20 protein-coding genes are annotated in these 23,437 nt (G+C 67.4%); 13 read left to right on the forward strand and 7 right to left on the reverse strand.

Features of this window, described 5'->3' with window-relative positions; translation table 11 throughout:
- Positions 1-44 precede the first annotated feature (44 nt).
- Positions 45-2,390, reverse strand: coding sequence for a phospholipase C, phosphocholine-specific (locus G3N98_RS23080; RefSeq protein ID WP_089475853.1), 2,346 nt, complete (start codon positions 2,388-2,390; stop codon positions 45-47).
- A 297-nt stretch (positions 2,391-2,687) separates the two neighbouring features.
- Between G3N98_RS23080 and G3N98_RS23085 the strand changes: the two genes are divergently transcribed.
- The 4 genes from G3N98_RS23085 to G3N98_RS23100 all read left to right on the forward strand — a co-directional run bounded on the left by G3N98_RS23085 (position 2,688) and on the right by G3N98_RS23100 (position 5,770).
- Positions 2,688-2,894: a hypothetical protein gene (locus G3N98_RS23085; RefSeq protein WP_175239926.1), complete on the forward strand. Its 207-nt coding sequence runs from the start codon at positions 2,688-2,690 to the stop codon at positions 2,892-2,894.
- A 68-nt stretch (positions 2,895-2,962) separates the two neighbouring features.
- The gene (locus tag G3N98_RS23090; RefSeq protein ID WP_175239925.1) at positions 2,963-3,463 is read left to right on the forward strand and encodes a GNAT family N-acetyltransferase; all 501 of its coding nucleotides are present in this window, start codon (positions 2,963-2,965) and stop codon (positions 3,461-3,463) included.
- 272 nt (positions 3,464-3,735) lie between these two features.
- Positions 3,736-5,331 carry a thioredoxin family protein gene (locus G3N98_RS23095; RefSeq protein ID WP_206149319.1) on the forward strand — a complete coding sequence of 532 codons (1,596 nt, stop codon included), beginning with the start codon at positions 3,736-3,738 and terminating at the stop codon, positions 5,329-5,331.
- Between the two features lie 73 nt (positions 5,332-5,404).
- Positions 5,405-5,770: a 5-carboxymethyl-2-hydroxymuconate Delta-isomerase gene (locus G3N98_RS23100; RefSeq protein ID WP_046548726.1), complete on the forward strand. Its 366-nt coding sequence runs from the start codon at positions 5,405-5,407 to the stop codon at positions 5,768-5,770.
- 108 nt (positions 5,771-5,878) lie between these two features.
- On the opposite strand, the gene G3N98_RS23105 is transcribed toward G3N98_RS23100, so the two are convergent.
- Together G3N98_RS23105 and G3N98_RS23110 are read right to left on the reverse strand one after the other, a co-directional pair.
- Positions 5,879-6,142: a DUF4148 domain-containing protein gene (locus G3N98_RS23105; RefSeq protein WP_089433560.1), complete on the reverse strand. Its 264-nt coding sequence runs from the start codon at positions 6,140-6,142 to the stop codon at positions 5,879-5,881.
- Between the two features lie 247 nt (positions 6,143-6,389).
- Complete coding sequence (locus tag G3N98_RS23110) at positions 6,390-7,793, reverse strand: GntP family permease (RefSeq protein ID WP_089428826.1); 1,404 nt, start codon at positions 7,791-7,793, stop codon at positions 6,390-6,392.
- A gap of 316 nt (positions 7,794-8,109) precedes the next feature.
- Between G3N98_RS23110 and G3N98_RS23115 the strand changes: the two genes are divergently transcribed.
- From G3N98_RS23115 to G3N98_RS23130, 5 genes are all read left to right on the forward strand, one after another.
- A complete protein-coding gene (locus G3N98_RS23115) occupies positions 8,110-9,588 on the forward strand; it encodes a sigma 54-interacting transcriptional regulator (protein ID WP_206149320.1) in 1,479 nt (492 codons plus the stop codon).
- 54 nt (positions 9,589-9,642) lie between these two features.
- Entirely contained in the window at positions 9,643-10,170 is a 528-nt protein-coding gene (locus tag G3N98_RS23120) for a BON domain-containing protein (RefSeq protein WP_206149321.1), read from the forward strand.
- Positions 10,171-10,231: 61 nt separating this feature from the next.
- Positions 10,232-10,504: a hypothetical protein gene (locus tag G3N98_RS39885; protein ID WP_241026041.1), complete on the forward strand. Its 273-nt coding sequence runs from the start codon at positions 10,232-10,234 to the stop codon at positions 10,502-10,504.
- A gap of 103 nt (positions 10,505-10,607) precedes the next feature.
- On the forward strand, positions 10,608-10,907 hold the full coding sequence (locus G3N98_RS23125; RefSeq protein ID WP_089475849.1) for an H-NS histone family protein: 300 nt from the start codon (positions 10,608-10,610) through the stop codon (positions 10,905-10,907).
- A gap of 603 nt (positions 10,908-11,510) precedes the next feature.
- Positions 11,511-13,868, forward strand: a complete 2,358-nt coding sequence (locus G3N98_RS23130; RefSeq protein WP_206149322.1) for a GNAT family N-acetyltransferase — start codon at positions 11,511-11,513, stop codon at positions 13,866-13,868.
- A gap of 688 nt (positions 13,869-14,556) precedes the next feature.
- On the opposite strand, the gene G3N98_RS23135 is transcribed toward G3N98_RS23130, so the two are convergent.
- Positions 14,557-15,108, reverse strand: a complete 552-nt coding sequence (locus G3N98_RS23135) for a hypothetical protein (RefSeq protein WP_039349620.1) — start codon at positions 15,106-15,108, stop codon at positions 14,557-14,559.
- A gap of 173 nt (positions 15,109-15,281) precedes the next feature.
- Positions 15,282-16,103 (reverse strand): IclR family transcriptional regulator, encoded by an 822-nt coding sequence (locus G3N98_RS23140; protein ID WP_089433478.1) that lies wholly within the window; start codon positions 16,101-16,103, stop codon positions 15,282-15,284.
- Positions 16,104-16,767: 664 nt separating this feature from the next.
- On the opposite strand from G3N98_RS23140, the gene G3N98_RS23145 reads away from it, so the two are divergent.
- Entirely contained in the window at positions 16,768-17,616 is an 849-nt protein-coding gene (locus tag G3N98_RS23145) for an ureidoglycolate lyase (RefSeq protein ID WP_206149323.1), read from the forward strand.
- A 109-nt stretch (positions 17,617-17,725) separates the two neighbouring features.
- Here the strand turns inward: G3N98_RS23145 and G3N98_RS23150 are convergent, their stop codons facing one another.
- On the reverse strand, positions 17,726-18,109 hold the full coding sequence (locus G3N98_RS23150; protein ID WP_089428835.1) for a VOC family protein: 384 nt from the start codon (positions 18,107-18,109) through the stop codon (positions 17,726-17,728).
- A gap of 276 nt (positions 18,110-18,385) precedes the next feature.
- Between G3N98_RS23150 and G3N98_RS23160 the strand changes: the two genes are divergently transcribed.
- Positions 18,386-19,006 (forward strand): ABATE domain-containing protein, encoded by a 621-nt coding sequence (locus tag G3N98_RS23160; RefSeq protein WP_241026042.1) that lies wholly within the window; start codon positions 18,386-18,388, stop codon positions 19,004-19,006.
- A 35-nt stretch (positions 19,007-19,041) separates the two neighbouring features.
- Here the strand turns inward: G3N98_RS23160 and prpR are convergent, their stop codons facing one another.
- Entirely contained in the window at positions 19,042-21,024 is a 1,983-nt protein-coding gene (gene prpR, locus G3N98_RS23165) for a propionate catabolism operon regulatory protein PrpR (RefSeq protein WP_206149325.1), read from the reverse strand.
- Positions 21,025-21,194: 170 nt separating this feature from the next.
- Between prpR and prpB the strand changes: the two genes are divergently transcribed.
- Together prpB and prpC are read left to right on the forward strand one after the other, a co-directional pair.
- Complete coding sequence (prpB, locus tag G3N98_RS23170; protein WP_039349639.1) at positions 21,195-22,088, forward strand: methylisocitrate lyase; 894 nt, start codon at positions 21,195-21,197, stop codon at positions 22,086-22,088.
- A 165-nt stretch (positions 22,089-22,253) separates the two neighbouring features.
- Positions 22,254-23,426 carry a 2-methylcitrate synthase gene (gene prpC, locus G3N98_RS23175; RefSeq protein WP_043181158.1) on the forward strand — a complete coding sequence of 391 codons (1,173 nt, stop codon included), beginning with the start codon at positions 22,254-22,256 and terminating at the stop codon, positions 23,424-23,426.
- Positions 23,427-23,437: the final 11 nt, after the last annotated feature.

A 23,437-nucleotide genomic window follows, 5' to 3' on the forward strand; every position in this document is an offset into this window, starting at 1 on the left:
CCCGGGCGGCGACACGCGGCGCAGCGCGGGTCGCCGCGGCGGCATCAGAAGCGGTCGGCGAGCCCCATTGCCGGGTCGCTGACCGAGTGGCGGCCGGTTTCGACACGGCCGGCGACGCGGCGCGAGAAACTCGCGTCGCTGTCCGCGGTGACGATGAAGTCGTACCAGTGGCCGGTCGAGTCGAGCTTCCAGTGCAGCTCGGCCTGGTCGCCGGCGCGTACCGTGACCGTCCACGTGGTACCGGTACCGTGGCCGTGACCCTGGCTGTTGCCGTCCTCGTTGCCGTGGCCATGACCGCGATCGTCGTGCGCGCCGCGGCCGGACAGCGGCCCGTAGACCTGGTTCGACCTCACGGTGAAGCGCACCGTCCCGCCGCCGTGGTTGCGCAGCTTCAGGTGGAGGTTGCCGCTCGCGCCCGCATAGCCGACGCGAACTTCCGGCTGCGGCGCGCGTGCACCGGCCAGGCGGCTGAGGTCGCCGGTGAAGCGGCGGTGATAGCCGTTCGGGCCCAGCACCCACAAGTCATATTTACCGCCGTTGTCGGCGCGCGCGGCCCAGTCGCCGTGCAGCGTCTTGCCCGGTTCGACGACGTAGCGCCGCGGCAGGCGGTCGAGGTGCAGCTTGTCATAGACGTGAAACACGGCGGCCGCGCGGCCCGTGTTCGCGAACTTCAGCGTGACCGTGCCGGTGCCGGCATCGGTACGCGCGCTGGCATGGAGTTCGTAAGGCAGCGCGCGCGACGGGCGCACGCCGATCGCCTGGGCGGGCAGCGACGGCGCGGCCGGCGGCACGATCTTCGGCGCGGCCTGTTGCGCGGCGCTCAGCGCGTCGACCTGGCTTTTCGTCGTATGGCCCGCGAGCGTCGGCAGCGGTTCGTTGTTCGGCGAGCGGAAGTTGAACGCGCTCGTCAGGTCGCCGCACACCGCGCGGCGGTACGCGCTGATCTGCGGCTCCGCGACGCCGAAGCGCTTTTCGAGGAAGAGCAGCGTCGACGTATGGTCGAACACCTGCGAGTTGACCCAGCCGCCGCGGCTCCACGGCGACACGACCCACATCGGCACGCGCGGGCCCGGGCCGTACGGACGGCCGTCGATCGCCGGCTGGCTCGACGTGGCCGGCGTGAAGTCGTGGTACTCGGCGGCGACGTCGGCATCCCGCAGCGTATGGCCGCCCGCGAGCGTGCCGTCGGCGTTGCGCGACGGCACGGCCGGCGACGGCATGTGGTCGAAGAAGCCGTCGTTTTCGTCGTAGTTCACCAGCAGCACGGTCTTGCTCCATACCTCCGGGTTCGCCGTCAGCGCATCGAGCACGGCCTGCACGTACCAGCCGCCCTGCGCGGGGCTCGACGGCCCCGGATGTTCGCTGTACACGGACGGCGGGATGATCCACGACACCTCGGGCAGCGTGCCGTTGCGGATGTCGTCGCGGAACGATTCGAGGAAGCCGTACGGCATCGTGTTGCCGAACCCCTTCGCGAGCGGGCTCAGCGGATCGTCGATCGCCGGATCGTAGAACGCGCCGGCCGCCGTCACGGGCTGCGTGATGTCCGTCGACGCGACGTACGCGGGCCGGCGCGCGGGCGGCATCTGCTCGATCGCCGCGCGCCAGTGGCGGAAGCTCATCATCTCGTTGCAGCCGAAGTTGTCGATCAGGCTCTGGTAGACCTTCCAGTTCACGCCGGCCTGCTGCAGCCGGTCGGCGTAGGTGGTCCAGGTCCAGCCCTGGCTCGACGGGCCGATGTCGTTGCCGCCGTTGAACTGGTTGTTCAGCGCGGCGATTTTCACGCGGCTGCCGTCGGCCGGGCTGATGCCGTTCGGGCCGTTGGTGCCGCTCCAGTAGAACAGGCGGTTCGCGATCGTGCCCGTGTGCATCCCGCAGTGATAGTGGTCGCACAGCGTGAACGCATCGGCGAGCGCGCGCTGGAACGGTACTTCCGCCGCGTCGTAGTAGCCCATCGACAGCGGCGTCTTCGCGTCGGGCCAGCGGTTCATCCGGCCATGGTCCCACGCGGCCTGCGCATCGGCCCACGTGTGCGGCGTGCCGCCGGCGCGCTGCGCGTTGCCCTGGCTCGCGTCGAGGTGATACGGCGTGACGGTGGTGGCGGGCGTCGGCTTCGTGTACGTCTGGTAGAACACGTTGCGGCCGTTCGGCGACGGCACCGCGAAGCGGTCGCCGTAACCGCGCACGCCCTTGAACGTGCCGAAGTAGCTGTCGAATGCGCGGTTCTCCATCATCAGCAGCACGACGTGCTTCACGTCCTGGATGGTTCCCGTTTCGTGAAACGCGGGAATCGCGAGCGCGCGGCGGATGCTCGGCGGAAACGCGGACAGCGCGGCGGCGGCGAGGCCGGAAGTGGCGGTTTGCTGGAGGAATTTGCGGCGTGACGTCATGGCGTTCGGGTCCTGTGATGATGGGAGCGTTCGTGACTTCGTCTGGCGGCGCCCGTGCATCGCCCCCCTGGGACGATTCGCGCGGCGTGTGCGTTCGAGTGCATCGGCCGCGCGTGGGGAGGTGCGCGCATCGCGCGCGATGCGTGGTGTCGCGCGGATGCCTTGGCCGTCGCCGCGATCCCGTGCAACGCGCGCTCGTGATGCGCGGCCGGGACGTCGGCACACGCCGGCCCGGCACATGCCGGGTTGGGCGGCGCCCAGTCTAGGGAGGCGGCGTGACGTCGACGTGATGAAGACATGACATCGCATGTCGTGCGCGTGACGTTGCGTGCGCAACGATTGATCGGGAAGCGATGCGTGTCGACGATGAGTCAGGAATTACCGATTGCCGTTGCGGAATCGGTCAGATTGTTCCTGTTCGCGGTGGCGCGGCGTAATCGCGCATCGTTGCGGGTGCAACGGCATCGCGTGACGCCCATGTTTCAAGTGCGTGAAATCGGATAAGCTCGACACGTTGCTGCGCACGTGCGCAGCCCGCGCGACTGGCGCGACTTTTCGGACCCGGCCCACCCATGACCGACATCACGATCCGGCACAGCGAGGCGCACGACGTCGACGCGATCCGGCAAATCGCCGCGCATCCCGCGGTGTACGCGAATACGTTGCAGCATCCGTTTCCGTCGCTCGAGAAATGGCAGAAGCGGCTCGACGGCGCGCGCGAGCACGGCGTGAGCCTCGTCGCCGAAATCGACGGCGTGGTGGTCGGCCATCTCGGCCTGCATCCCGAACAGAATCCGCGCCGTCGCCATGCGGCAGGGCTCGGCATGATGGTCGACGCGACGCGCCACGGGCGCGGCATCGGCAGCCGGTTGCTCGCGGCCGCGATCGATCTCGCGGAAAACTGGCTGAACATCACGCGCCTCGAGCTGACCGTGTTCACCGACAACCGCGCGGCCATCGCGCTCTACGAGAAGCATGGCTTCCGGGTCGAGGGTGAATCGCCGGGTTATGCGTTGCGCGATGGCGTGCATGCGTCCGTGTATCACATGGCGCGGATCAAGGCGCGGCAGTGAAGGCTCGGCCGACGCGTATCTGACAGCACGCGCGGCCGTGATGCCGCGCGTCATATTCATTCGAGAATTCGTTCGTTTTCTGCCGGCTGTGCCCGTCGTATCGTCGAAGGATTTGCCGGTCGCCTCGGCCGGCGTGCGTTTTTCCGAAACGATCATGCGCGGCGTTGCACGTCGGCAGGCTTCATCGTCATCGCTTCATGGCTGTTGCTTCCCAGCCATCGCTTCGCGCGCCGCACCTTCCCGCAACCGTCTCTTTCAACGGACCCGCTTCGATGAAAACTGCTCTCCGGAATCTGACTGCCGCCTGCCTGCTCGCCGCCGCGGGTGCGGCGCTTGCCGCTGCCACGCCCACGGGCGCTCCGGCGGCGAGCGCCGCGCCTGATGGCGCGCACCTGCCGCCCGGCATCGCGTGGCAGCACGGCGACGTCGACGCCGCGTTCGCGCTGGCGAAGCGCACCGGCAAGCCGCTGCTGCTCTACTGGGGCGCGGTGTGGTGCCCGTCGTGCAACCAGGTGAAGTCGACGATCTTCAGCCAGCAGGCATTCAAGACCCGCTCGTCGTTCTTCGTGCCCGTATATCTCGACGGCGATACCGAAAGCGCGCAGAAGCTCGGCGAGCGCTTCAAGGTGCACGGCTACCCGACGATGATCCTGTTCCGTCCCGACGGCACCGAAGTGACGCGGCTGCCGGGCGAAGCCGATCTCGATCGCTACATGCAGGCGCTGTCGCTCGGGATGACGGCCGCGCATCCGGTGCGTCAGACGCTCGCGACCGCGCTGAAGAATGGTGCGTCGCTGACGCCGGACGAATGGCGGCTGCTGGCCGACTATTCGTGGGATACCGACGGTGCGCTGCCGGTGGCGGCCGATCGCGTCGCCGAGACGCTGCAGTCGCTCGCGCAACGCGCACGCGCGGCCGGTGCGAAGGCCGAATCGGCGCGCTTCGCGCTGAAGTCGGCCGTGGTCGCCGCGTCCGACGATCCGGCGCAGGCCGGCGCGCTCGACAAGGCGGCGCTTGCCGATTCGTTGCGCACGGTGCTGCAGGATCCGGTGTTGTCGCGCGCCGACTCGGACGTGCTGGTTGCGGCGCCCGCGCGCGTGGTCGCGTATCTCGGCGGCGACGACGCGCCGCGCGCGAAATTGCGCGGCGCGTATGACACGGCCCTCGCGCGCCTGTCGACCGATTCCACGCTCTCGTCGATCGACCGGCTGATGGCGCTGCATGGCCGCGTGCTGCTCGCGCGCGGCGATGCACGCAAGGGGGCACCCCTGGCCGCGCCGGCGCTGGCCGACACGGCGCGCAAGCAGATCGCCGCGTCGGTGCAGGGCGCCGCGAACGCCTACGAGCGGCAGGCGCTCGTCAGCGAAGGGGCCGACACGCTGACCGACGCGGGGCTGTACGACGAGTCGGATGCATTGCTGAAGACCGAGCTGACGCGCTCGTCCACGCCGTACTACTTCATGTCCGGGCTGGCTGCGAATGCGAAGGCGCGCGGCGACAAGGCCGCGGCGCTCGACTGGTACCGCAAGGCCTATGACGCGGCGAGCGGGCCGGCGACGAAGCTGCGCTGGGGCGCGACCTACTTTGCGAATGCGGTCCAACTGGCGCCGGACGATTCGGCGCGCATCGAAGGGATTGCCGCGAGCGTGCTCGCGCAGGCCGACAAGACGCGCGACGCGTTCTACGGCGCGAACCTGCGCGCGCTGACCAAGGTCGTCACGCAGTTGAACCAGTGGCGCGCCAGCGGCGCACACGATGCATCGGTCAAATCGATCGCGAAGCAGCTCGACGGTATCTGTGGGAAACTGCCCGCCGGCGATCCGCAGGCAAGCGCCTGCGCGCGCCTGATCCAGCCGGTCAAGGCATAGATCCGGTGGCACTGCGTGGGCTGTCGGGATGCCTTCCGGCGCTTGTCCCGATACCCACGAGGCCACCGACACCATGCCCCACCTGACGCTCGAATATTCCGCGAACCTCGACGGGTTCGATGCCGGCGCGACCTTGCGCGCGCTCAATGCCGCGCTGGCCGCGTCCGGTCATTTCAACGAGCTCGACATCAAGAGCCGCGCGCTGCGGTTTGATACATTCGCGGTCGGCACGTCGCCGGCGCCGCGCGCGTTCGTCCACGCGAAGCTCGCGGTGCTGAGCGGCCGGACGACCGACGTCAAACGTGAATTTTCGGAGCAGGTGCTGGCGGAACTGAAGCGGCACGTCGTTGCGCCGCCCGGCACGCACCTGCAGCTGAGCGCGGAAATACTCGAACTGGAACGCGAGTCCTACGCGAAAGCAAGCATCGAGCCGCGCTGAGCGTACGGTGCGTGCGGTGCGTGCGGTGCGTGCGGTGCGTGCGGCGCGTGCGGCGCGAGCCGCGAACGTGGCGGTGATGCGCGCACGGCCGGCGGATTCGAAACCGGACTATTGACCCGTGGAGTACGTGCCGCGATTGCCGTAGCCGGCGCCCGCGGCCCGCGGTGCACCCTGCTGCCGCGCGATCTTCGCCTCGGCGGCCTGAATGCTGGCCGGGTAGAACCAGTCGCTCGGCTGGAAGCCGGCCTTTCTCAGTGCAACCACTTCGGCATGCACTTCGGCGCGCGTGAGCGGCTGGCTGGTTTGCGCCTGCGCGGCGAGCGGCGCGGCGAAGACGGCGGCGAGGGCGATGGTGCGGATGAGCGGGTTCATGAGCGGATACCTCCAGGTTTTCGACGGCGCCGATCGCATGCGGTCACCGTTGAAAGCAGTGTAGGCCTCGCCCGACGCGCGAAAAATGCCGCTGCGACCAACGTAGTGTTCTGCTGCGGATAACAATGAGTGAGCCGGCGAGCGCGTGCGGGCGGCGTGCGGCAAAAGGGGGGAGGAGTGGAGGAGCGGCCGGCCGCATCGACGCGGCCGGCGGGCGGCGGCCCGGAGATGGGCCGCTGCCGGGGTGTTACACGAGCCCCGTCGTGTAGTACACGGCGATCACGAAGAACACCGCGAGCGTCTTGATGATCGTGACCGCGAAGATGTCGCGATACGACTCGCGGTGCGTGAGGCCCGTGACCGCGAGCAGCGTGATCACCGCGCCGTTGTGCGGCAGCGTGTCCATGCCGCCGCTGGCCATCGCGACGACCCGGTGCAGCACGTCCAGCGGGATATTGGCGGCCTGCGCACCCTTGATGAACAGGTCCGACATCGCGGCGAGCGCGATGCTCATGCCGCCCGACGCCGAGCCCGTGATACCGGCGAGCGAGCTGACCGACACGGCCGCGTTGACGAGCGGGTTCGGGATGCTCTTCAGCGCATCGCTGACGACGAGGAAGCCCGGCAGCGCGGCGATCACGCCGCCGAAGCCGTATTCCGACGCGGTGTTCATCGCGGCGAGCAGCGCACCGGCGACGGCGGCCTTCGAACCGGCCGCGAAGCGCCCGCTCACGCGCTTGAATGCGGTCAGGACGACCAGCACGATGCCGAGCAGCAGCGCAGCCTCGACCGACCAGATCGCGACGACCGTCTTGATCGACGTCGTGACCGGCGCGTGCACGCCGGGCAGCACGTCCGGCGCGACCGTGTACGACGCGGCGCCGTACCACTGCGGAATCAGCTTCGTGAACGCGAAGTTCGACACGCCGACCAGGATTAGCGGCAGGATCGCGAGCGCGGGATGCGGCAGCGACGTGGTCTCGACGCGTTCCGGCTCGTTGACGAGCGACGTGCCGTAGCCTTCGCCCTTCGCCATCGCCGAACGGCGGCGCCATTCGAGATACGTGAGGCCGACGACGATGATGAACAGCGAGCCGATCGTGCCGAGCACCGGCGCGGCCCAGGCGGTCGTCTTGAAGAACGTGGTCGGGATGATGTTCTGGATCTGCGGCGTGCCGGGCAGCGAATCCATCGTGAACGAGAACGCGCCGAGCGCGATCGCGCCGGGCATCAGCCGTTTCGGGATGTTGCTCTGGCGATAGAGTTCGGCCGCGAACGGATAGACCGCGAACACCACGACGAACAGCGATACGCCGCCATAGGTGAGCAGCGCGCACACCGCGACGATCACCGCATTCGCGCGCGAGCGGCCGATGTAGCGGATCGCCGCATGGACGATCGACTCGGAGAACCCGGAGAGTTCGATCACCTTGCCGAACACTGCGCCGAGCATGAACACCGGGAAGTACAGCTTGACGAAGCCGACCATCTTCTCCATGAAGATGCCGGAGAAGACCGGTGCGACGGCGGCGGGTTCGGTCAGGAGCACCGCGCCGAGCGCGGCGATGGGCGCGAACAGGATCACGCTGTAGCCGCGATACGCGGCAAACATCAGGAACGCCAGCGCGGCGAGGACGATCACGAAAGACAAGGGAGTCTCCTAATGGCTTTGGTTGTTGTTCGATCGCGGGACGCGCCGCGGACCGGCTCAGGTTCGTGCAGGTTTCGTGCCATCGGCCGGATTGCGCCGCCGGACATGGGTCCGCCGGAGACTGGCGGGCCCGCGCCGGTCGTTGTCTGAGGATTCTACATAAAACGTCTCCATCCGGAGACGAAATGGCCGTCCGGCCAGCCCGTGGAATCGGGCAGGGCTTTCCTGGACAACGCATTGCGGCGTGTCTCCGGAGTGAGATAATCCGTCTCGATCCGGAGACAACCGGCCCAAAATACACGGAGACGACGACACGATGATGAATGACTGGGCCCGCCTGCCCGTCAACTACGGCGACGTGCTGCGGCGCGCCGCCGAGTCGCTGTTCCGGACCTTCGAGGATTCGAGCGCGGGCACGGTGGTCGTCGATCGCGATGCGCGCGTCGTGTGGATGAACGAGCGGTACGCGGCGCGCTTCGGTTTCGCCGATCCGCAGCAGGCCGTCGGCCTCGACTGCGAGGCCGTGATCCCGAACAGCCTGATGCGCGAGGTCGTGTCGACCGGGCAGCCGATCCTGCTCGACATCATGGAGACGGGCCGCGAGCCGCTCGTCGTCACCCGCCTGCCGCTGAAGAACGAGGCCGGCGAGACGGTCGGCGCGATCGGCTTCGCGCTGTTCGACCAGTTGAAGACGCTTACGCCGATCTTTTCCCGCTACGCACAGCTTCAGCAGCAGCTGATCGCGACGCAGCGTTCGCTCGCGCAGGCGCGCCGCGCGAAATACACGTTCGCGAGCTTCGTCGGCACGAGCGCCGCGAGCCTCGAAACCAAGCGTCAGGCGCGCCGCGCCGCGCAGGTCGATTCGCCGGTGCTGCTGCTCGGCGAGACGGGCACCGGCAAGGAACTGCTTGCGCATGCGATTCACGCGGCGTCGGCGCGCGCGCTCCAGCCGCTCGTGACCGTCAACGTCGCCGCGATTCCCGACACGCTGCTCGAAACCGAATTCTTCGGCGCGGCGCCCGGTGCGTACACGGGTGCCGATCGCAAGGGGCGCATCGGCAAGTTCGAGCTGGCCGATCGCGGCACGCTGTTTCTCGACGAGATCGGCGACATGCCGCTGCCGTTGCAGGGCAAGCTGTTGCGCGTGCTGCAGGACAAGGAATTCGAGCCGGTCGGCTCGAACCGGATCGTGCGCGCCGACGTCCGGATCATCGCGGCCACGAGCGCCGACCTGCCGGCGCTGGTCGCGGCCGGGCGTTTTCGCGCGGATCTCTATTACCGGCTGAACGTGCTGACGATCCACGCGCCGCCGCTGCGCGCGCGCGCGTCCGACATCGCGGCGCTCGTCTACGCGACGCTCGAGGAGCTGGCCGCGCAGCACGGGCGCGCCGCCCATTGCGAGCTGACCGACGATGCGCTGCGGATGCTGTGTGCGTATCCGTGGCCGGGCAACGTGCGCGAGTTGCGCAACACGCTCGAACGCGCGCTGATGCTGTCGGACCGATCGGTGATCGATGCGCGCGCGCTCGCGCCGTTCCTTGGGCCGGTGCGCGTATCGACGGACGGCGCCGCACCGGCGCAGCCGCTGGCCGTGGCACCGGTCGAACGGCGCGCGGGCGAGCGGCCTGCTGTGCCGGCCGCTTCGTATGCCGATGCATTGGCGGCGTGGGAGCGCCAGTTCCTGACCGATGCGCTGGCGGCCTGCGACGGGAAGGTGGTGGAAGCGGCCGCGCGCATCGGGATCGGCCGCGCGACGCTGTACAAGAAACTGGCGGCACTGGGCATCGACCGGTAAGCCAGACGGCCAAGCGTGCGCGCTCGAGCGTGAAGCACCGAACAGGAGATCACGATGAAACGGATCGGCATCGCAGGGTGGCTGACCATGTTGCTGGCGACCGCTGCGTTCGCGCAGTCCGGCGACCCCGATGCGCCCGAGGCGCGGCGCAACTGGTACAACGATCCGTTCATCGCGCTGTCGCGGGACGTGGCCGAATGCCCGTTGCCGCTCGGCCCGTGGATGACCCGGGCCGAGATGACGGACGACGCGCATTACCGCGCCGAACGCGGCACCACCTGCTGGCTCGCGCATCGCTGCACGAAGCCGAATTCCTATATGTATGACGCACCGATCGCCGATGCCGTGAAGGCGCACTTCGCCGGCTCCGATCGGCTGCATGGCACGAGCCTGTGGATCACCGTGCAGCGACGTTTCATTTACGTCGAAGGATGTGCGGACACGGCGTTCGATCAGCCGGCGTTGCAGCGCGAACTCGAGGCGCTTCCGGACGTCGAGCAGGTGTTCGTTCGCATCACCGACGATCCACGCAAGCGCTTGCCGTACAAGGCGCGCGGGCAACCCGGCCGTACGCCGAACTGACGGCCGAAGGGCCGCGCATGGCATACTCGCGACATTCAAAAAAAGGTTGACGGGAACCACAATGAAACACATGCTTGCGTCGGTCTGTCGGTGGCCTCGGGCGGCCGTTGTTTGGGCTCTGGTTGCAGGGCTCGGCGGGTGTGGCGGCAGCGCACCGCTGTTCACTTCGGATGGGCGTCCGACTACCCAGGTGCAATGCACCGGTAGCGACTGGAGCAATTGCACGGACAACGCGCGGGCGATCTGCAACGGCGATTTCGAAGTGATTCAGCAATCGAGCGATGACGCCACGCGAAATCTTCTCTTCGCGTGCAAGAAAAAGAGCGGTTATTGATCCCGAGATAACCGGCTGAGGCGACCACGATCGGGCGAAGCGTTTTTCTGTTGGCTGAGCGTCATCTATTTTTCACGAATAACACTCACGGAGTCCCATCCATATGGCGACCTACAGGCAACTGACCGCGCAGCTCGAACGGCTTCAGCAAAAGATCGACAAGGAACGTGAAAAGGCGATTGCCGATGCGATTGCCGATATCCGCGCGAAAATCGAGGAATACGACATTACGCCGGAAGAGCTCGGGTTTCGTCCGGTAGGCGCGGCCGCTGGCGCAGCCAAGCCGAAGCGCGTGTCGCCGCCGAAATATTTGAACCCGAAGACGGGGGAAACCTGGAGTGGCCGCGGGCGCTCGCCGACCTGGCTCGGCAAGAATCGCGAGCGTTTCCTGATCAAGGACTGACTCCCGAAAAACCTCACCTTTCGCGTACTGACTGACGGTGCGAACGGCCATGCGGCCGTCGCACCGTTTTGTTTTTGCGCATTTCCGGCGCGATTCCCGACGGCGTATTGAACTGAGACGCCGCGCAATTAACGGATCCCGTTTTGCGAATTCGCTGCGATTCGACGGGATATCGCGGTGAATTCCGGTAAACAGCCGCGCAATTGCGCAGCGCATGCGCATTGGTCTGCGCCATTCTCGTGGTGCACGCATGCTGCGAATTTCGATCACCTTTCGCGTGTTGGCGCGTGGCGCCGTGCAATTCCCGAAGAGTCTCACCATGGCTCCTGTAAATCCTCACCTTTGACGAAGCGCACGCAGCGTCGCGCTGCACGCCTGCACCGTGTGCGCCGGGCGAATGTGCTCGGCCGGCGCGCGGCGAGGGCTTCCGTACTGGTGTTGCAGGCCCATGATGCGAGCGTTGACGTGGGTCGAACAGTCGGCCGTTCGGCATATAGGCAGCCGCATGCGCTTCGCCTATGCTTGGGGTTCGCGTCGATCGGCGTATGGCCTGCCCGTGCCGCATGCCGATCGGGTCGTCTTTCGTTACCGCAGGGAGCCGATGTGACCGTTCGCCATCTCGATGCGTTGTTCCAGCCCAAGTCCGTTGCGGTCGTCGGCGCGTCGTCGCGCGCGGGCAGTATCGGCGCGATGGTGTGGTCGCGCGTGCTCGACGGTGGATTCGAGGGGCCCGTGTGGCCCGTCAATCCGAAGTATCGTGAGCTGCACGGGCATCCGGTCGTTGCCGATGTCGACCGGTTGCCCGCGCCGCCGTCGGTGGCCGTGATCTGCACGCCGCCCGCGACCTGGGCCGGGATCGTGCGCAAGCTCGGCGAGCTCGGCACGCGCGTTGCGGTGATCGTCGGCGAGGCGCGCACCGACGCCGATCACGCCGCGCTCGATCGCACGCTGAAGGCGGCGAAGCCGTTCGTGCTCCGTATCGTCGGGCCGGGCAGCCTCGGCGTGCTGTCGCCCGCACGGCACGCGCATTTCGGCGCGCCGGCCTACACGGCACGATCGGGCGGCGTCGCATGGGTGTCGCAATCGAACGCGCTGACGAACGCGGTGCTCGGCTGGGCCGATGCACGGGGCCTCGGCTTTTCGCACGTCGTCGCGCTCGGCGGCGAGTCCGACGTCGATGCGGGCGACGTGCTCGACTATCTCGCGAGCGATCCCGGCACGCGCGCGATCCTGCTCGAACTCGATACCGTGCGCGCCGCGCGCAAGTTCATGTCGGCCGCGCGCGCGGCCGCACGCAACAAGCCGGTGCTCGCATTGCGCACCGGCCGCGCGGATCCCGGCGACGCGCTCTATACGGCGGCGTTCCAGCGCGCGGGGATGGTGCGGGTGGATGCGCTCGACGATCTGCTCGACGAGATCGAGACGCTCGGTGTCGGCCGCGTCACGGCGCGCGGCGCGGCCACGCTCGTGACGAGCGATGCGGGGGTCGCGAAACTCGCGGTCGATGCGGTGGCCGAGGTGCGCGACGTGCTGACCGACTGGTCGCCCGCGGCCACGTCGGCGGTGTCGGCGGCGCTGCCGCATCTCGCATCGCCCGGCAATCCGCTGACGCTGGGCGACGATGCGCGCCCCGAGCATTTCGCCGCGGCGGTCAAGGCGCTCGCGCCGTTCCCGCAAACGGGCACGCTGTTCGTCGTCCATTCGACTTCCCACAGCGCGCCGGCCGATGCGGTTGCGCATACGCTGATCGAATCACGGCAGTACGCGCATCGCGGCATCCTCGCGTGTTTCTTCGGCGCGGTCGATGCGGCGACGCGCGATGCACTGCACGCGAATGGCATTCCGGTGCACACCACGCCGCAGCGGCTCGCGCGCGCGTATGCGCGTCTCGTCGACTACAACCTCGGGCGGCAACTGCTGATGCAAACGCCCGAGGGTACGCCGCTGCAGCCGGCCGAGTGCGTGGCATCCGCGCAGGCCGATGCGCGCCGGATGGTCGAAGCCGGCCAGCATGAACTGACCGGCGAAGCCGCGCTGCGCTGGCTGTCTCATTTTGGCCTGCAGGGCGAGCCTGCCGTCGAGTCGGCCGGAAAGAAAGTCGTCGATGTCACCGTCGACATGTACGACGATTCGAACTTCGGCCCGGTGTTTCGCTATGCCGTGCCGCCCGCGGACGGCGTATCGGCGCCGTTCGTCGTCTATGGCCTGCCGCCGCTGAACACCGTGCTAGCCCGCGCGGTGATGGAGCGCTCGCCGTACGCACGCAGCACACCCATCGAGCCGACGCTCGATGCGTTGACGGCGCTGTCGCAGGTCGTCTGCGACGTGCGTGAAGTCGTTGCGATGTCGGTCACGCTGCGCGTGCTGTCCGACCGCGCGCACGTGATCGCGCCGCGCATCACGCTGGCAGCGGGGCGCAGCCGGCTCGCGATCATGCCGTATCCGCGTCACCTCGAGCAGACGCTCGAGTGGCGCGGCGAGACGGTGACGATCCGCCCGATCCGTCCGGAAGACGAGGCCGCGCACAACGAACTGCTCGGTGCGATGACGCCGGAGGATCTGCGGATGCGTTTCTTCGGCGCGGTGCGCAGCTTCGATCATTCGCAGGTCGCGCGCATGACGCAGATCGATTACGACCGTGAGATGGCCTTCATCGTGTCGTTCACCGATGTGTCGGGGCGCGACCACACGCTCGCGGTGGTGCGCGCGGTGGCCGATCCCGACAACGAGACGGCGGAGTTCGCGATCGCGGTACGACCCGATCAGAAGGGCAAGGGGCTTGGCCGGCTGATGATGACCCGCATCATCGACTACGCGCGCTCGCGCGGAACCGCCTGGATGATCGGCGAGGCGCTGCGCGAGAACACGGCGATGATCTCGCTGGCAAAGGCGTGCGGGTTCGCGGTGTCGACGACGGAGGAGCCTGGCGTCGTGGGCTTCAGGATGAAGCTGCAGCCGTAGCGTCTGTCGGCGGCCCGACGCGCGGAGGCGTTGCATGCGGTGGATGTCTCCGGCCTCCCGGCATGTTCCGAATGTTCCCGGTCAGGAATGCAGAGCATTCGAGCCTGCGTCGCGAGCGAAGCAACCGAGAAGGTGTCGGCGCCTGTTCGCAGCGGAAATGTCGACGCGCAAATGGCACCGATCCGGCACCGCGAGATGCGTACCGCTTGCCGCGATATCCGCCCCGCAGCGCTGTTTCAGACAAGGTGTCCGCACGCATTTACCGCCGCATTCCGCCTTCGAAAATTCGAAATTGCCCAAAAGGTGAGACTTTTCGGGAGCTGTCGGTGAGCTTCTCCGGGAAGGTTGGGGTGAGTCGATACGGGAGCGCTTGGTGAGCCAATACAGGAACACTCGGTGAGCCTTCCCGGGAATGGCTGGTGAGCACCTTCGGGAGCCGCCGGTGAGCCTTTCCGGGGCGCATGGGTGAGGATCTGCGGGAAGTGTCGGTGAGGACATCCGGGACGCCTGGGTGAGGGTCTCCAGGAGCCTGGGTGAGCTTATTCGGGAGGGTTAGGTGAGCGCTTGCGGGACGCAAAGGTGAGGCTTTTCGGGAGCGTCCGGATGCACGTCTCCCGCAAGCGCAACGCCGGCCTGGGCCGGCGTCATGCGGGGTGCGGGCACGCATGAACCGTGCCCGTGGCTACATTCAGGCAGCGAGTTTCGACGCCGCGTCGTTCACCTGGTCGCGCGAAATCGCGAGTTCCTCGAGGTGCGGATCGGCATAGACGGCGCCGGTTTCGCGCTCGAGGCGGGCGATCGTCAGCGCACAGCGCGCGGTGTCCTTCGGCATTGCGATGAAGCGCTTGACCGATTCGCCGGACGTGAACGCTTCGAACAACGCGCCGCGCACGTCGTCCGGAAGCGTCTTGGTCCACTGGTACGGCTTGCCGTTGAACGTGATCGACGGCGGCAGCGTGCGTTCCTTCTTGGTCGCCGTGATGAGCCCGTAGGTGCGGGCCGCGTCGCCGATCTGCTCGGGCGAGAAGAGTTCGTCGGGCGTGATGTCGAACTGCTCGATGTAGCTCTCGATCGCCTGCATTGCAGCGGTACGATCGTCGCGCTTCTTCTGCGCGCGCGCGACGATATCGCGCAGCTCGTCCGCCTCTTCGGGCGTGATCGTGAAGCTTGCCTGCTTCTGCTGAAGTTCGGAGAAACGCTGGAATTCTTGATCGTTCAGAAGTTTGGCCATGACATCCATCGGACACGACGGCCGCGACAACCGGCCGCCGTAGTTTTTGAGAGGGCCGCTATTTTAGCGTAGCGCCGTGGGCGCACGATATGGCACCGTGCATTGCGCTCCGCAGAGGGGTTGCGCGCGACCGGGGGCAACGCGATAGCGCCGCCCCCGGTGCGCTCCGCCGCGCCTGCGCGTCAGCAGGTCTCGTCGCGGCACATCGACAGATGGGCGGCCGTCTCGCGCACCCCTTCGACGACCGTGTCGACGGACGGCGCCATATGCGCATCGATCCGTCGCATGTACGGGCACGTCAGCACCGCGATCGCATGGCCGGACGGCCCGAGGATCGGTGCGCTCAGGTCGGTCACGCCGTACGCCTGGCGGCTGTCCTCGCGCAGGTAGCCGTCCTGCCGGATGGACTGGCACGCATACGCGAGTTCCTGCTCGTTCAATGGCGCTTCGCCCTTGACCTTGCGATGCTCGGCGAGCATGTGCGCGCGCTGCTCGGCACCCTGGAACGCCAGCATCACGCGCCCCGATGCCGTATCGACGAGCCCGACACGCGAGCCGAGCCGGACCGACACGCCCCACGGGCCGGGCCCGTCGACCTGCGCGATCACGAGCAGGTTGCCGCGATCGTAGACGGACAGGTGACACGATTGCTCGGAGGCATCGGCGAAACGCTGCATCGGCGGCAACGCCTCGGCGATCAGCCGGCTCATCGGCGGATGGCGGTGCGCGAGCGAGAACAGCTTGAGGCTGAGCGTGTAGCGGTCGCCGCCGGTCGAGCGCATCACGTAGCGGCGCGCGACGAGGCGTTCGAGCATCCGGTAGATCTCGCTCGCGTTGCGGCCGAGTTCCTTCGTGATTTCGGTGCGGGTGAGGCCTTCTTTCTGCTCCGACAGGAGTTCGAGAATGTCGAGACCCTTGTCGAGCGCGGGTGCGCGATAGCGGTCGATTGCGCCCATCGATTCCCGTGCGTCGCAGCCGGGAAGCAGGTCGTTGGTTGTTTGCATTGTCGGTGTGAAGTTGGGGGATTACTTTCGATCGATTGGCGACGCACGCTGACCGATTCTGCAACACGCTTGTGTCGAGCCCGCGTGTGGCGACGAACGCCATCCGTTTCAGCTTAACAACAAACATTTAGTGTGCAATGCAGCGTCTTTTTACCGATCGTTACCGGACAAGAACGGATCGATTCCCGTTCGGGATGACAGGGAAGCCCCGAATACCCGGTATTCATGACAGGTGGCAACGGTTCAAGGTATTCGAAAGGAAATCGGGCGGGCGCGCTGCCCGCGATGCTGCGCCGCAGCGCCGGCGGGCGCACCAATAGTCGGTATCCGTCGCGCGTCATTTCACGGCGCGCGGCCGATGGTACAAAGGCTGGCGGGCCAGCGACGGTGCGGCCGCGCGTGAAGCCGGCCGGTATGGGCCGGACCATGTCGCGGGTGCCGGGCCGTCGTCGCCGATGCGCAGACCGGCGGCCGCCCGTTCGATGCGCGCCATACTTCCGTGCGGCGCCGCGATCGCTGCGCCCGCGCGACCCTCGCGCGTCGACGGCATGCCGGATGCGGCGTCGACGCGCGCAATCGACGATCGACAATCAGTCCGGCGCGCGGCCGCGAATGGCCGCGTCGGCCGGAATCCTGTCCCATTCGACAACAGAGGTTGACCACGATGAAACTGCTTCGCTATGGCCCGTCCGGCCAGGAAAAGCCCGGGATGCTCGACGCGGACGGCCGGATTCGCGACCTGTCCGCGCAGGTGCCGGACCTGTCCGGCGATGTACTGTCCGACGCGGGTCTCGCGCGGCTGCGCGCGATCGATCCGGCCACGCTGCCGCTGGTGTCGGGCGAGCCGCGCATCGGCGCGTGCGTCGGGCAGGTCGGCAAGTTCATCGGCATCGGCCTGAACTACGCCGATCACGCGGCCGAAGCCGGCATGCCGGTGCCGAAGGAGCCGGTCGTGTTCGGCAAGTGGACGAGCTCGATCTGCGGCCCGAACGACGGCATCGATATCCCGAAGGGCTCGGTCAAGACCGACTGGGAAGTCGAGCTGGGTGTCGTGATCGGTGCGACCTGCAAGGACGTCGACGAAGCGCGCGCGCTCGATTACGTCGCGGGCTACTGCGTCGTCAACGACGTGTCCGAGCGCGAATGGCAGATCGAGCGCGGCGGCCAGTGGGACAAGGGCAAGGGCTTCGACACGTTCGGCCCGATCGGGCCGTGGCTCGTCACGCGCGACGAGGTGCCCGATCCGCAGCGTCTCGACCTGTGGCTCGAAATCGACGGCCACCGTTATCAGAACGGCAACACGCGCACGATGGTGTTCACCGTCGCGCAGCTGATTGCCTATCTGTCGAGCTGCATGACGCTGCAGCCGGGTGACGTGATCACGACCGGCACGCCGCCGGGCGTCGGCATGGGCATCAAGCCGTCGCCGGTGTTCCTGAAGGCCGGCCAGACGGTGCGCCTCGGTGTCGAAGGGCTCGGCGAGCAACTGCAGCGCACGCGCGACGCGCGATAGCCGCACGCCTGGCGATTCCGTCGAACGACCGCCGTCGGCAGTTCAATAGCAAGGGCCCGATTCCGCATTGCGCGGAATCGGGCCCTTGTCTTTGGTGACGCGAGCGCGATCACACGATGTTGTCGAGTTCGCAATGCGCTTCCAGCCGATACCCGTCGGGATCGACGACGAACGCTGCGTAGTAGCCGGGGCCGTAGTGTTCGCGCTTGCCGGGCCCGCCGTTGTCCTGGCCGCCGTGCTCGAGTGCGGCGCGGTAGAACGCGTCGACCTCGACGGGCGAAGCGGCCTTGAACGACAGGTGCATCCCCGAGTCGGGATCAGGGGCGACGGGGCGAGGTGCATATTGCAACCACAGCTGCGGCTCGGTTGCGCCGTACCCGATGGATTCGTCGTCGGTATGCAGCCGTTTGTAGCCGAGCGCGCCGAGCGTGCTGTCGTAGAAGGCTCGGCTGCGGCCGACGTGTGCAACGCCGAACGAAAGGTGATCGATCATGTGTGGCTCCTTGGACTGAAGAGGGACGTCAGTGCGGCAAGCCTGCTTATAACCACCATGCCAGCCGCTTGTAGCGGAGTGTGCCGAGTGTGCTGTCGTAGAACGCGCGGCTGCGGTTGTTGTGGATAACGCCGGACAAAAGACGATCGATCATCTGTGGCTCCTTGGACTGAGGCGGGTGTCAGTGCAGCAAACCTTTTATAACTACCATGCCGGTTATGTTAGGAAGCGCCCGCGGGCTTGTCAACCGGCATGGTGGTTAGATACGATCCGGGCATGAGCGATACGCAACCTTCCGTCACGATGGACTGCCTGATTCCGGCGCCGCCCGAAACCCTGAGCATCGATTTCGCGAACACGCTGTACTGGCGCGGCAGCGATCCGCCGACCGAAACCTTCGGCACGATGGACGACCTGCTGGCGTGGTGTCGCGAGCAGGCAAGCGTGCCGGCCGGCCTGGCGGAAGCGTGTCGTGCGTACGGCGAAGGAGAAGGGGAGCCGGCGATGCTCGCGCACGCGCTCGCATTGCGCGAGGCGCTGTATCGGCTCTTTCTTGCGCAGGCCGAACAGCGCGAGCCGCAGGCGGACGATCTCGCGCTGCTCGGCGGCTTCCTGGCGGAAGCGGCACCGCGCGTCGCGCTGGCGCGCATCGATGGCGGCTATGCGTGGCGGATCGGGGAGGGGCGTGCGACGCTGGCACGGCTGCTGAGCCCGGTATTGTGGTCGGCGATCGACCTGCTCGGCGGCGCGCGGCTCGCGAAGGTCAAGCGTTGCGCGAACGACGCCTGCCAGTGGCTGTTCATCGACGACAGCAAGAACGGCAGCCGCCGCTGGTGTTCGATGTCGTCGTGCGGCAATCGCGCGAAGGCGTACCGCCACTATCACAAGGCCGACTGACGGTCGGCGCGTTCACTGCACGACAACCGCCCTGGTTATTTCACCGACAGCTTCCGCCACAGCGTCGTCTTGCTGATGCCGAGCATCGCGCACGCGCGGTCGCGGTCGCCGCCGCATGCGTCGAGCACCGCGCGGATCTCGTCGGCCTCCGCGCGACGGCGGCGCGCGTGCAGTGTCTGCGCATCGTCGCTGTCGGCCGCATCGGGTGGTGCTGCGAACAGCTCGGGTGCGATCGCCTGCAGCGCGTCGGGATCGAGCGCGCCGCACGCGGCGGCCGGATCGCTTTCGTCGGCTTCCTCGGCCAGTTCCACCACGATCCGCTCGATCACGTTCTGCAGTTCGCGCACGTTGCCGGGCCACCGGTAGCGTACGAGCGCAGCCTGCGTTACGCCGAGCACGCGTGTGGCATCGGCGGCGTCGCGCAGACGTTCGGCGAGGCGCGGCTCGCGTCGTGCGGCCTGCACGAGCAGCGTGGCCGCGAGTGCGGGGATGTCGGCGGCGCGCTCGCGCAGCGGCGGCAGGCCGACATTCAGGATGTTGAGCCGGTAATAGAGATCCGCGCGGAACGTGCCGGCCTCGACGGCCGCGAGCAGCGGACGGTGCGTCGCGGCGATCACGCGCACGTCGATGCGGATCGGCTCGGTCGAGCCGAGGCGGATCACCTCGCGCTCCTGCAGCACGCGCAGCAGCCGGCTCTGCAGCGACGGCGGCATCTCGCCGATCTCGTCGAGAAACAGCGTGCCGCGGTGGGCGGCTTCGAACAGGCCGGTCTTGCCGCCGCGCCGCGCACCGGTGAACGCGCCTTCCTCATAGCCGAACAGCTCGCTCTCGAGCAGCGCCTCCGGAAACGCGCCGCAGTTGACCGCGACGAACGGGTAGCTGCGTCGCGCGGACAGCGCGTGCAGGCTTTGCGCGATCATTTCCTTGCCGGTGCCGCTTTCGCCGAGCACGAGCACGGTCGCGTCGGATTTCGCGTAGCGGCGCACGAGATCGCGCACGCGCGCCATCGGCGCCGATGCGCCGACCACGTCGTCGAGCGCATAGCGCGCGGCGAACTGCTGCATGGTGGGCTGCGAGCGCAGCGCGCGGTCGAGCCGTTCGACCGCGCGCGATTCCTGGAACGTCAGCACGCTGCCCGACGTGACGCCGCGATCGACGAGCGGCCCGCGATGCACGACGTAGCGCACGCCGCGCACGGTGGCGAGCGCGTCACCGTCCTCGCCGCGCAGCGTGCGCAACTCGGGCCGCAGGTCGACGAGCGCGCGGCCGACGGCCGCCGCGGGTTCGACCCCGAGCGCCGACGCGAGCCGCTCGTTGATCGCTTCGACGCGGCCGTGTGCGTCGAGCGCGACCACGCCGTCGCGCAGATGCTGGAGCAGGTTGTCGAGCCGCTGGCGGCGGAACGCCTCGGCATGCGTCGCATACGCGACTTCGAGTGCCGTATCGACGGCCTTGCGTACCGATGCGTGCGAATACAGGAACACCGCGCCCATGCCGGCGCTGGCCGCGAGATCGGTGACGAGGCCGGGGCCGACGATCGTCTCGATGCCGCGGTCGTGCAGGTCGTGCACGCAGGCTTCCGCTTCCTGCGCGGACTGATATGACGCAAACTGCACATCGAGGCCATACGCGGCGACGAAGCGGCGCACTTCGGGCGGCGTTTCCCCGGCGCTGACGAGCGCGATCCGCGACGCATCGCGCCGGGCGCGTGCCAGCGCCTGCATCACGTCGAAACCGGTCGGCGACACGACCACCACCGGCACCTGTGCACGCGTCTTCAGGAACCCGCCGTTCGAGCCGGCCGCGACGATCACGTCGGGCCGTGCGGTGCCGGCATCGGCGATCGCGCTGAGCGCATCCTCATAGGCGCGCGTCACGATGCGCACGTCGGCGCGTTCGTCGAATTCGCCGGCGATCTCGCGAAACAGATCGCGCAGGCGGCTGATGCCCATCGCCCAGATGCGCGGGCGCGCCGCGCGATCGGCCGGGCCGACGGGCTTGGTCGAGGAGAGGTCCATGGCGGTCGATTATGCGCGCGCGATTTCATTTTTGAAACATGAAATTGCTGAATTGAAATCGCCGGGCACTTTGACGCCCGTGCCGGTTGCTTAAGAATCAGTGGGTTAGCGACGTTGCGCGAGCTGGCCCGGTCCTTGCTGTTGATGGTCGTTCCTTCAGGAGGCCGTTCATGAGCAATACGCATCTTCAGAGCGCCGGCGCGAAATTCCGCGCGGCAGTCGCGGCGGAGCAGCCGCTGCAGGTGGTCGGCGCGATCACCGCCTACGCAGCCAAGATGGCGCAGGCCGTCGGCTTCAAGGCCGTGTACCTGTCGGGTGGCGGCGTCGCCGCGAACTCGCTCGGGATCCCCGACCTCGGCATCAGCACGATGGAAGACGTGCTGATCGACGCGAACCGGATCACCAACGCGACCGACCTGCCGCTGCTGGTCGACATCGATACCGGCTGGGGCGGCGCGTTCAACATCGCGCGCACCGTGCGCTCGTTCATCAAGGCCGGCGTCGCGGCCGTGCACCTGGAAGACCAGGTCGGCCAGAAGCGTTGCGGCCACCGTCCGGGCAAGGAAGTCGTGCCGATCGAGGAAATGGTCGATCGCGTCAAGGCAGCGGTCGATGCGCGCACCGACGACCAGTTCGTGATCATGGCGCGCACCGACGCCGCCGCCGCCGAAGGGATCGACTCGGCGATCGAGCGCGCGGTGGCCTATGTCGAAGCCGGCGCGGACATGATTTTCCCGGAAGCGATGAAGACGCTCGACGACTACCGCCGCTTCAAGGCCGCCGTGAAGGTGCCGATCCTTGCGAACCTGACCGAATTCGGCTCGACGCCGCTGTTCACGGTCGACGAGCTGCGCGAGGCGAACGTCGATATCGCGCTGTACTGCTGCGGCGCGTATCGCGCGATGAACAAGGCCGCGCTGAACTTCTACGAGACGGTGCGCCGCGACGGTACGCAGAAGGAAGCCGTGCAGACGATGCAGACGCGTGCCGAGCTGTACGACTTCCTCGGTTATCACGAATACGAGCGCAAGCTCGACGAGCTGTTCGCGCAGGGCAAGAAGTAACGCGCCCGCGCGCCGGGACACGATTCCGGAGCGCGTTGCATGGGGCTGGACCAGGTGCTGAAGCGCCAAGTCCGGCCGACCGCGAAGCATGGGGCCGCACTAAGCGCTAAAGCGCCAAGTCCGGCCGACAGCCGATACCCCCGATACACATTGGAGAGCAGAAACATGAGCGAGACGAAAGACGCAGCAGCACCGGCCGCCGCAGGCGCATTCAAGCCGAAGAAGTCGGTGGCGCTGTCGGGCGTGACGGCCGGCAACACGGCGCTGTGCACGGTCGGCAAGACCGGCAACGACCTGCACTATCGCGGCTACGACATTCTCGACGTCGCCGAGTCATGCGAATTCGAGGAAATCGCCCACCTGCTCGTTCACGGCACGCTGCCGAACCTGACCGAACTGGCTGCGTACAAGACCAAGCTGCGCGCGCTGCGCGGCCTGCCGAGCGCGCTGAAGGCCGCGCTCGAACAGATCCCGGCGTCCGCGCACCCGATGGACGTGATGCGCACGGGCGTGTCGGTGCTCGGCACCGTGCTGCCGGAGAAGGACGACCACAACCTGCCGGGCGCGCGCGACATCGCCGACCGCCTGATGGCATCGCTCGGCTCGATGCTGCTGTACTGGTATCACTTCTCGCACAACGGCAAGCGCATCGAGACGGAAACCGACGACGACTCGATCGGCGGCCACTTCCTGCACCTGCTGCACGGCAAGACGCCGTCGAAGTCGTGGGTCGAGGCGATGCACACGTCGCTGATCCTGTACGCGGAGCACGAATTCAACGCGTCGACGTTCACCGGCCGCGTGATCGCGGGCACGGGCTCGGACATCTACTCGGCGATCACCGGCGCGATCGGCGCGCTGCGCGGGCCGAAGCATGGCGGCGCGAACGAAGTCGCGTACGAGATCCAGAGCCGCTACAGCTCGCCGGACGATGCCGAAGCCGACATCCGCCGCCGCGTCGAGAACAAGGAAGTCGTGATCGGCTTCGGCCACCCGGTCTACACGATCTCCGATCCGCGCAACAAGGTGATCAAGGGCGTCGCGCACAAGCTGTCGAAGGAAGCGGGCGACCTGAAGCTGTACAACATCGCCGAGCGCCTCGAATCGGTGATGTGGGAAGCGAAGAAGATGTTCCCGAACCTCGACTGGTTCAGCGCGGTGTCGTATCACATGATGGGCGTGCCGACCGCGATGTTCACGCCGCTGTTCGTGATCTCGCGCACGTCCGGCTGGAGCGCGCACATCATCGAGCAGCGCATCGACAACAAGATCATCCGCCCGAGCGCGAACTACACCGGTCCGGAAGACCTGCAGTTCGTGCCGATCGAAAAGCGCTGACATGCCCACCG

The organism is Burkholderia sp. Tr-20390, from assembly GCF_017104595.1.
Lineage (GTDB): Bacteria > Pseudomonadota > Gammaproteobacteria > Burkholderiales > Burkholderiaceae > Burkholderia.

Coding starts and splice junctions, on each gene's coding strand:
- G3N98_RS23080 (WP_089475853.1), bottom strand. CDS start 2,390: ATGACGTCACGCCGCAAATTCCTCCAGCAAACCGCCACTTCCGGCCTC.
- G3N98_RS23085 (WP_175239926.1), top strand. CDS start 2,688: ATGACATCGCATGTCGTGCGCGTGACGTTGCGTGCGCAACGATTGATC.
- G3N98_RS23090 (WP_175239925.1), top strand. CDS start 2,963: ATGACCGACATCACGATCCGGCACAGCGAGGCGCACGACGTCGACGCG.
- G3N98_RS23095 (WP_206149319.1), top strand. CDS start 3,736: ATGAAAACTGCTCTCCGGAATCTGACTGCCGCCTGCCTGCTCGCCGCC.
- G3N98_RS23100 (WP_046548726.1), top strand. CDS start 5,405: ATGCCCCACCTGACGCTCGAATATTCCGCGAACCTCGACGGGTTCGAT.
- G3N98_RS23105 (WP_089433560.1), bottom strand. CDS start 6,142: ATGAACCCGCTCATCCGCACCATCGCCCTCGCCGCCGTCTTCGCCGCG.
- G3N98_RS23115 (WP_206149320.1), top strand. CDS start 8,110: ATGATGAATGACTGGGCCCGCCTGCCCGTCAACTACGGCGACGTGCTG.
- G3N98_RS23120 (WP_206149321.1), top strand. CDS start 9,643: ATGAAACGGATCGGCATCGCAGGGTGGCTGACCATGTTGCTGGCGACC.
- G3N98_RS39885 (WP_241026041.1), top strand. CDS start 10,232: ATGAAACACATGCTTGCGTCGGTCTGTCGGTGGCCTCGGGCGGCCGTT.
- G3N98_RS23125 (WP_089475849.1), top strand. CDS start 10,608: ATGGCGACCTACAGGCAACTGACCGCGCAGCTCGAACGGCTTCAGCAA.
- G3N98_RS23135 (WP_039349620.1), bottom strand. CDS start 15,108: ATGGATGTCATGGCCAAACTTCTGAACGATCAAGAATTCCAGCGTTTC.
- G3N98_RS23140 (WP_089433478.1), bottom strand. CDS start 16,103: ATGCAAACAACCAACGACCTGCTTCCCGGCTGCGACGCACGGGAATCG.
- G3N98_RS23145 (WP_206149323.1), top strand. CDS start 16,768: ATGAAACTGCTTCGCTATGGCCCGTCCGGCCAGGAAAAGCCCGGGATG.
- G3N98_RS23150 (WP_089428835.1), bottom strand. CDS start 18,109: ATGATCGATCACCTTTCGTTCGGCGTTGCACACGTCGGCCGCAGCCGA.
- G3N98_RS23160 (WP_241026042.1), top strand. CDS start 18,386: ATGAGCGATACGCAACCTTCCGTCACGATGGACTGCCTGATTCCGGCG.
- prpR (WP_206149325.1), bottom strand. CDS start 21,024: ATGGACCTCTCCTCGACCAAGCCCGTCGGCCCGGCCGATCGCGCGGCG.
- prpB (WP_039349639.1), top strand. CDS start 21,195: ATGAGCAATACGCATCTTCAGAGCGCCGGCGCGAAATTCCGCGCGGCA.
- prpC (WP_043181158.1), top strand. CDS start 22,254: ATGAGCGAGACGAAAGACGCAGCAGCACCGGCCGCCGCAGGCGCATTC.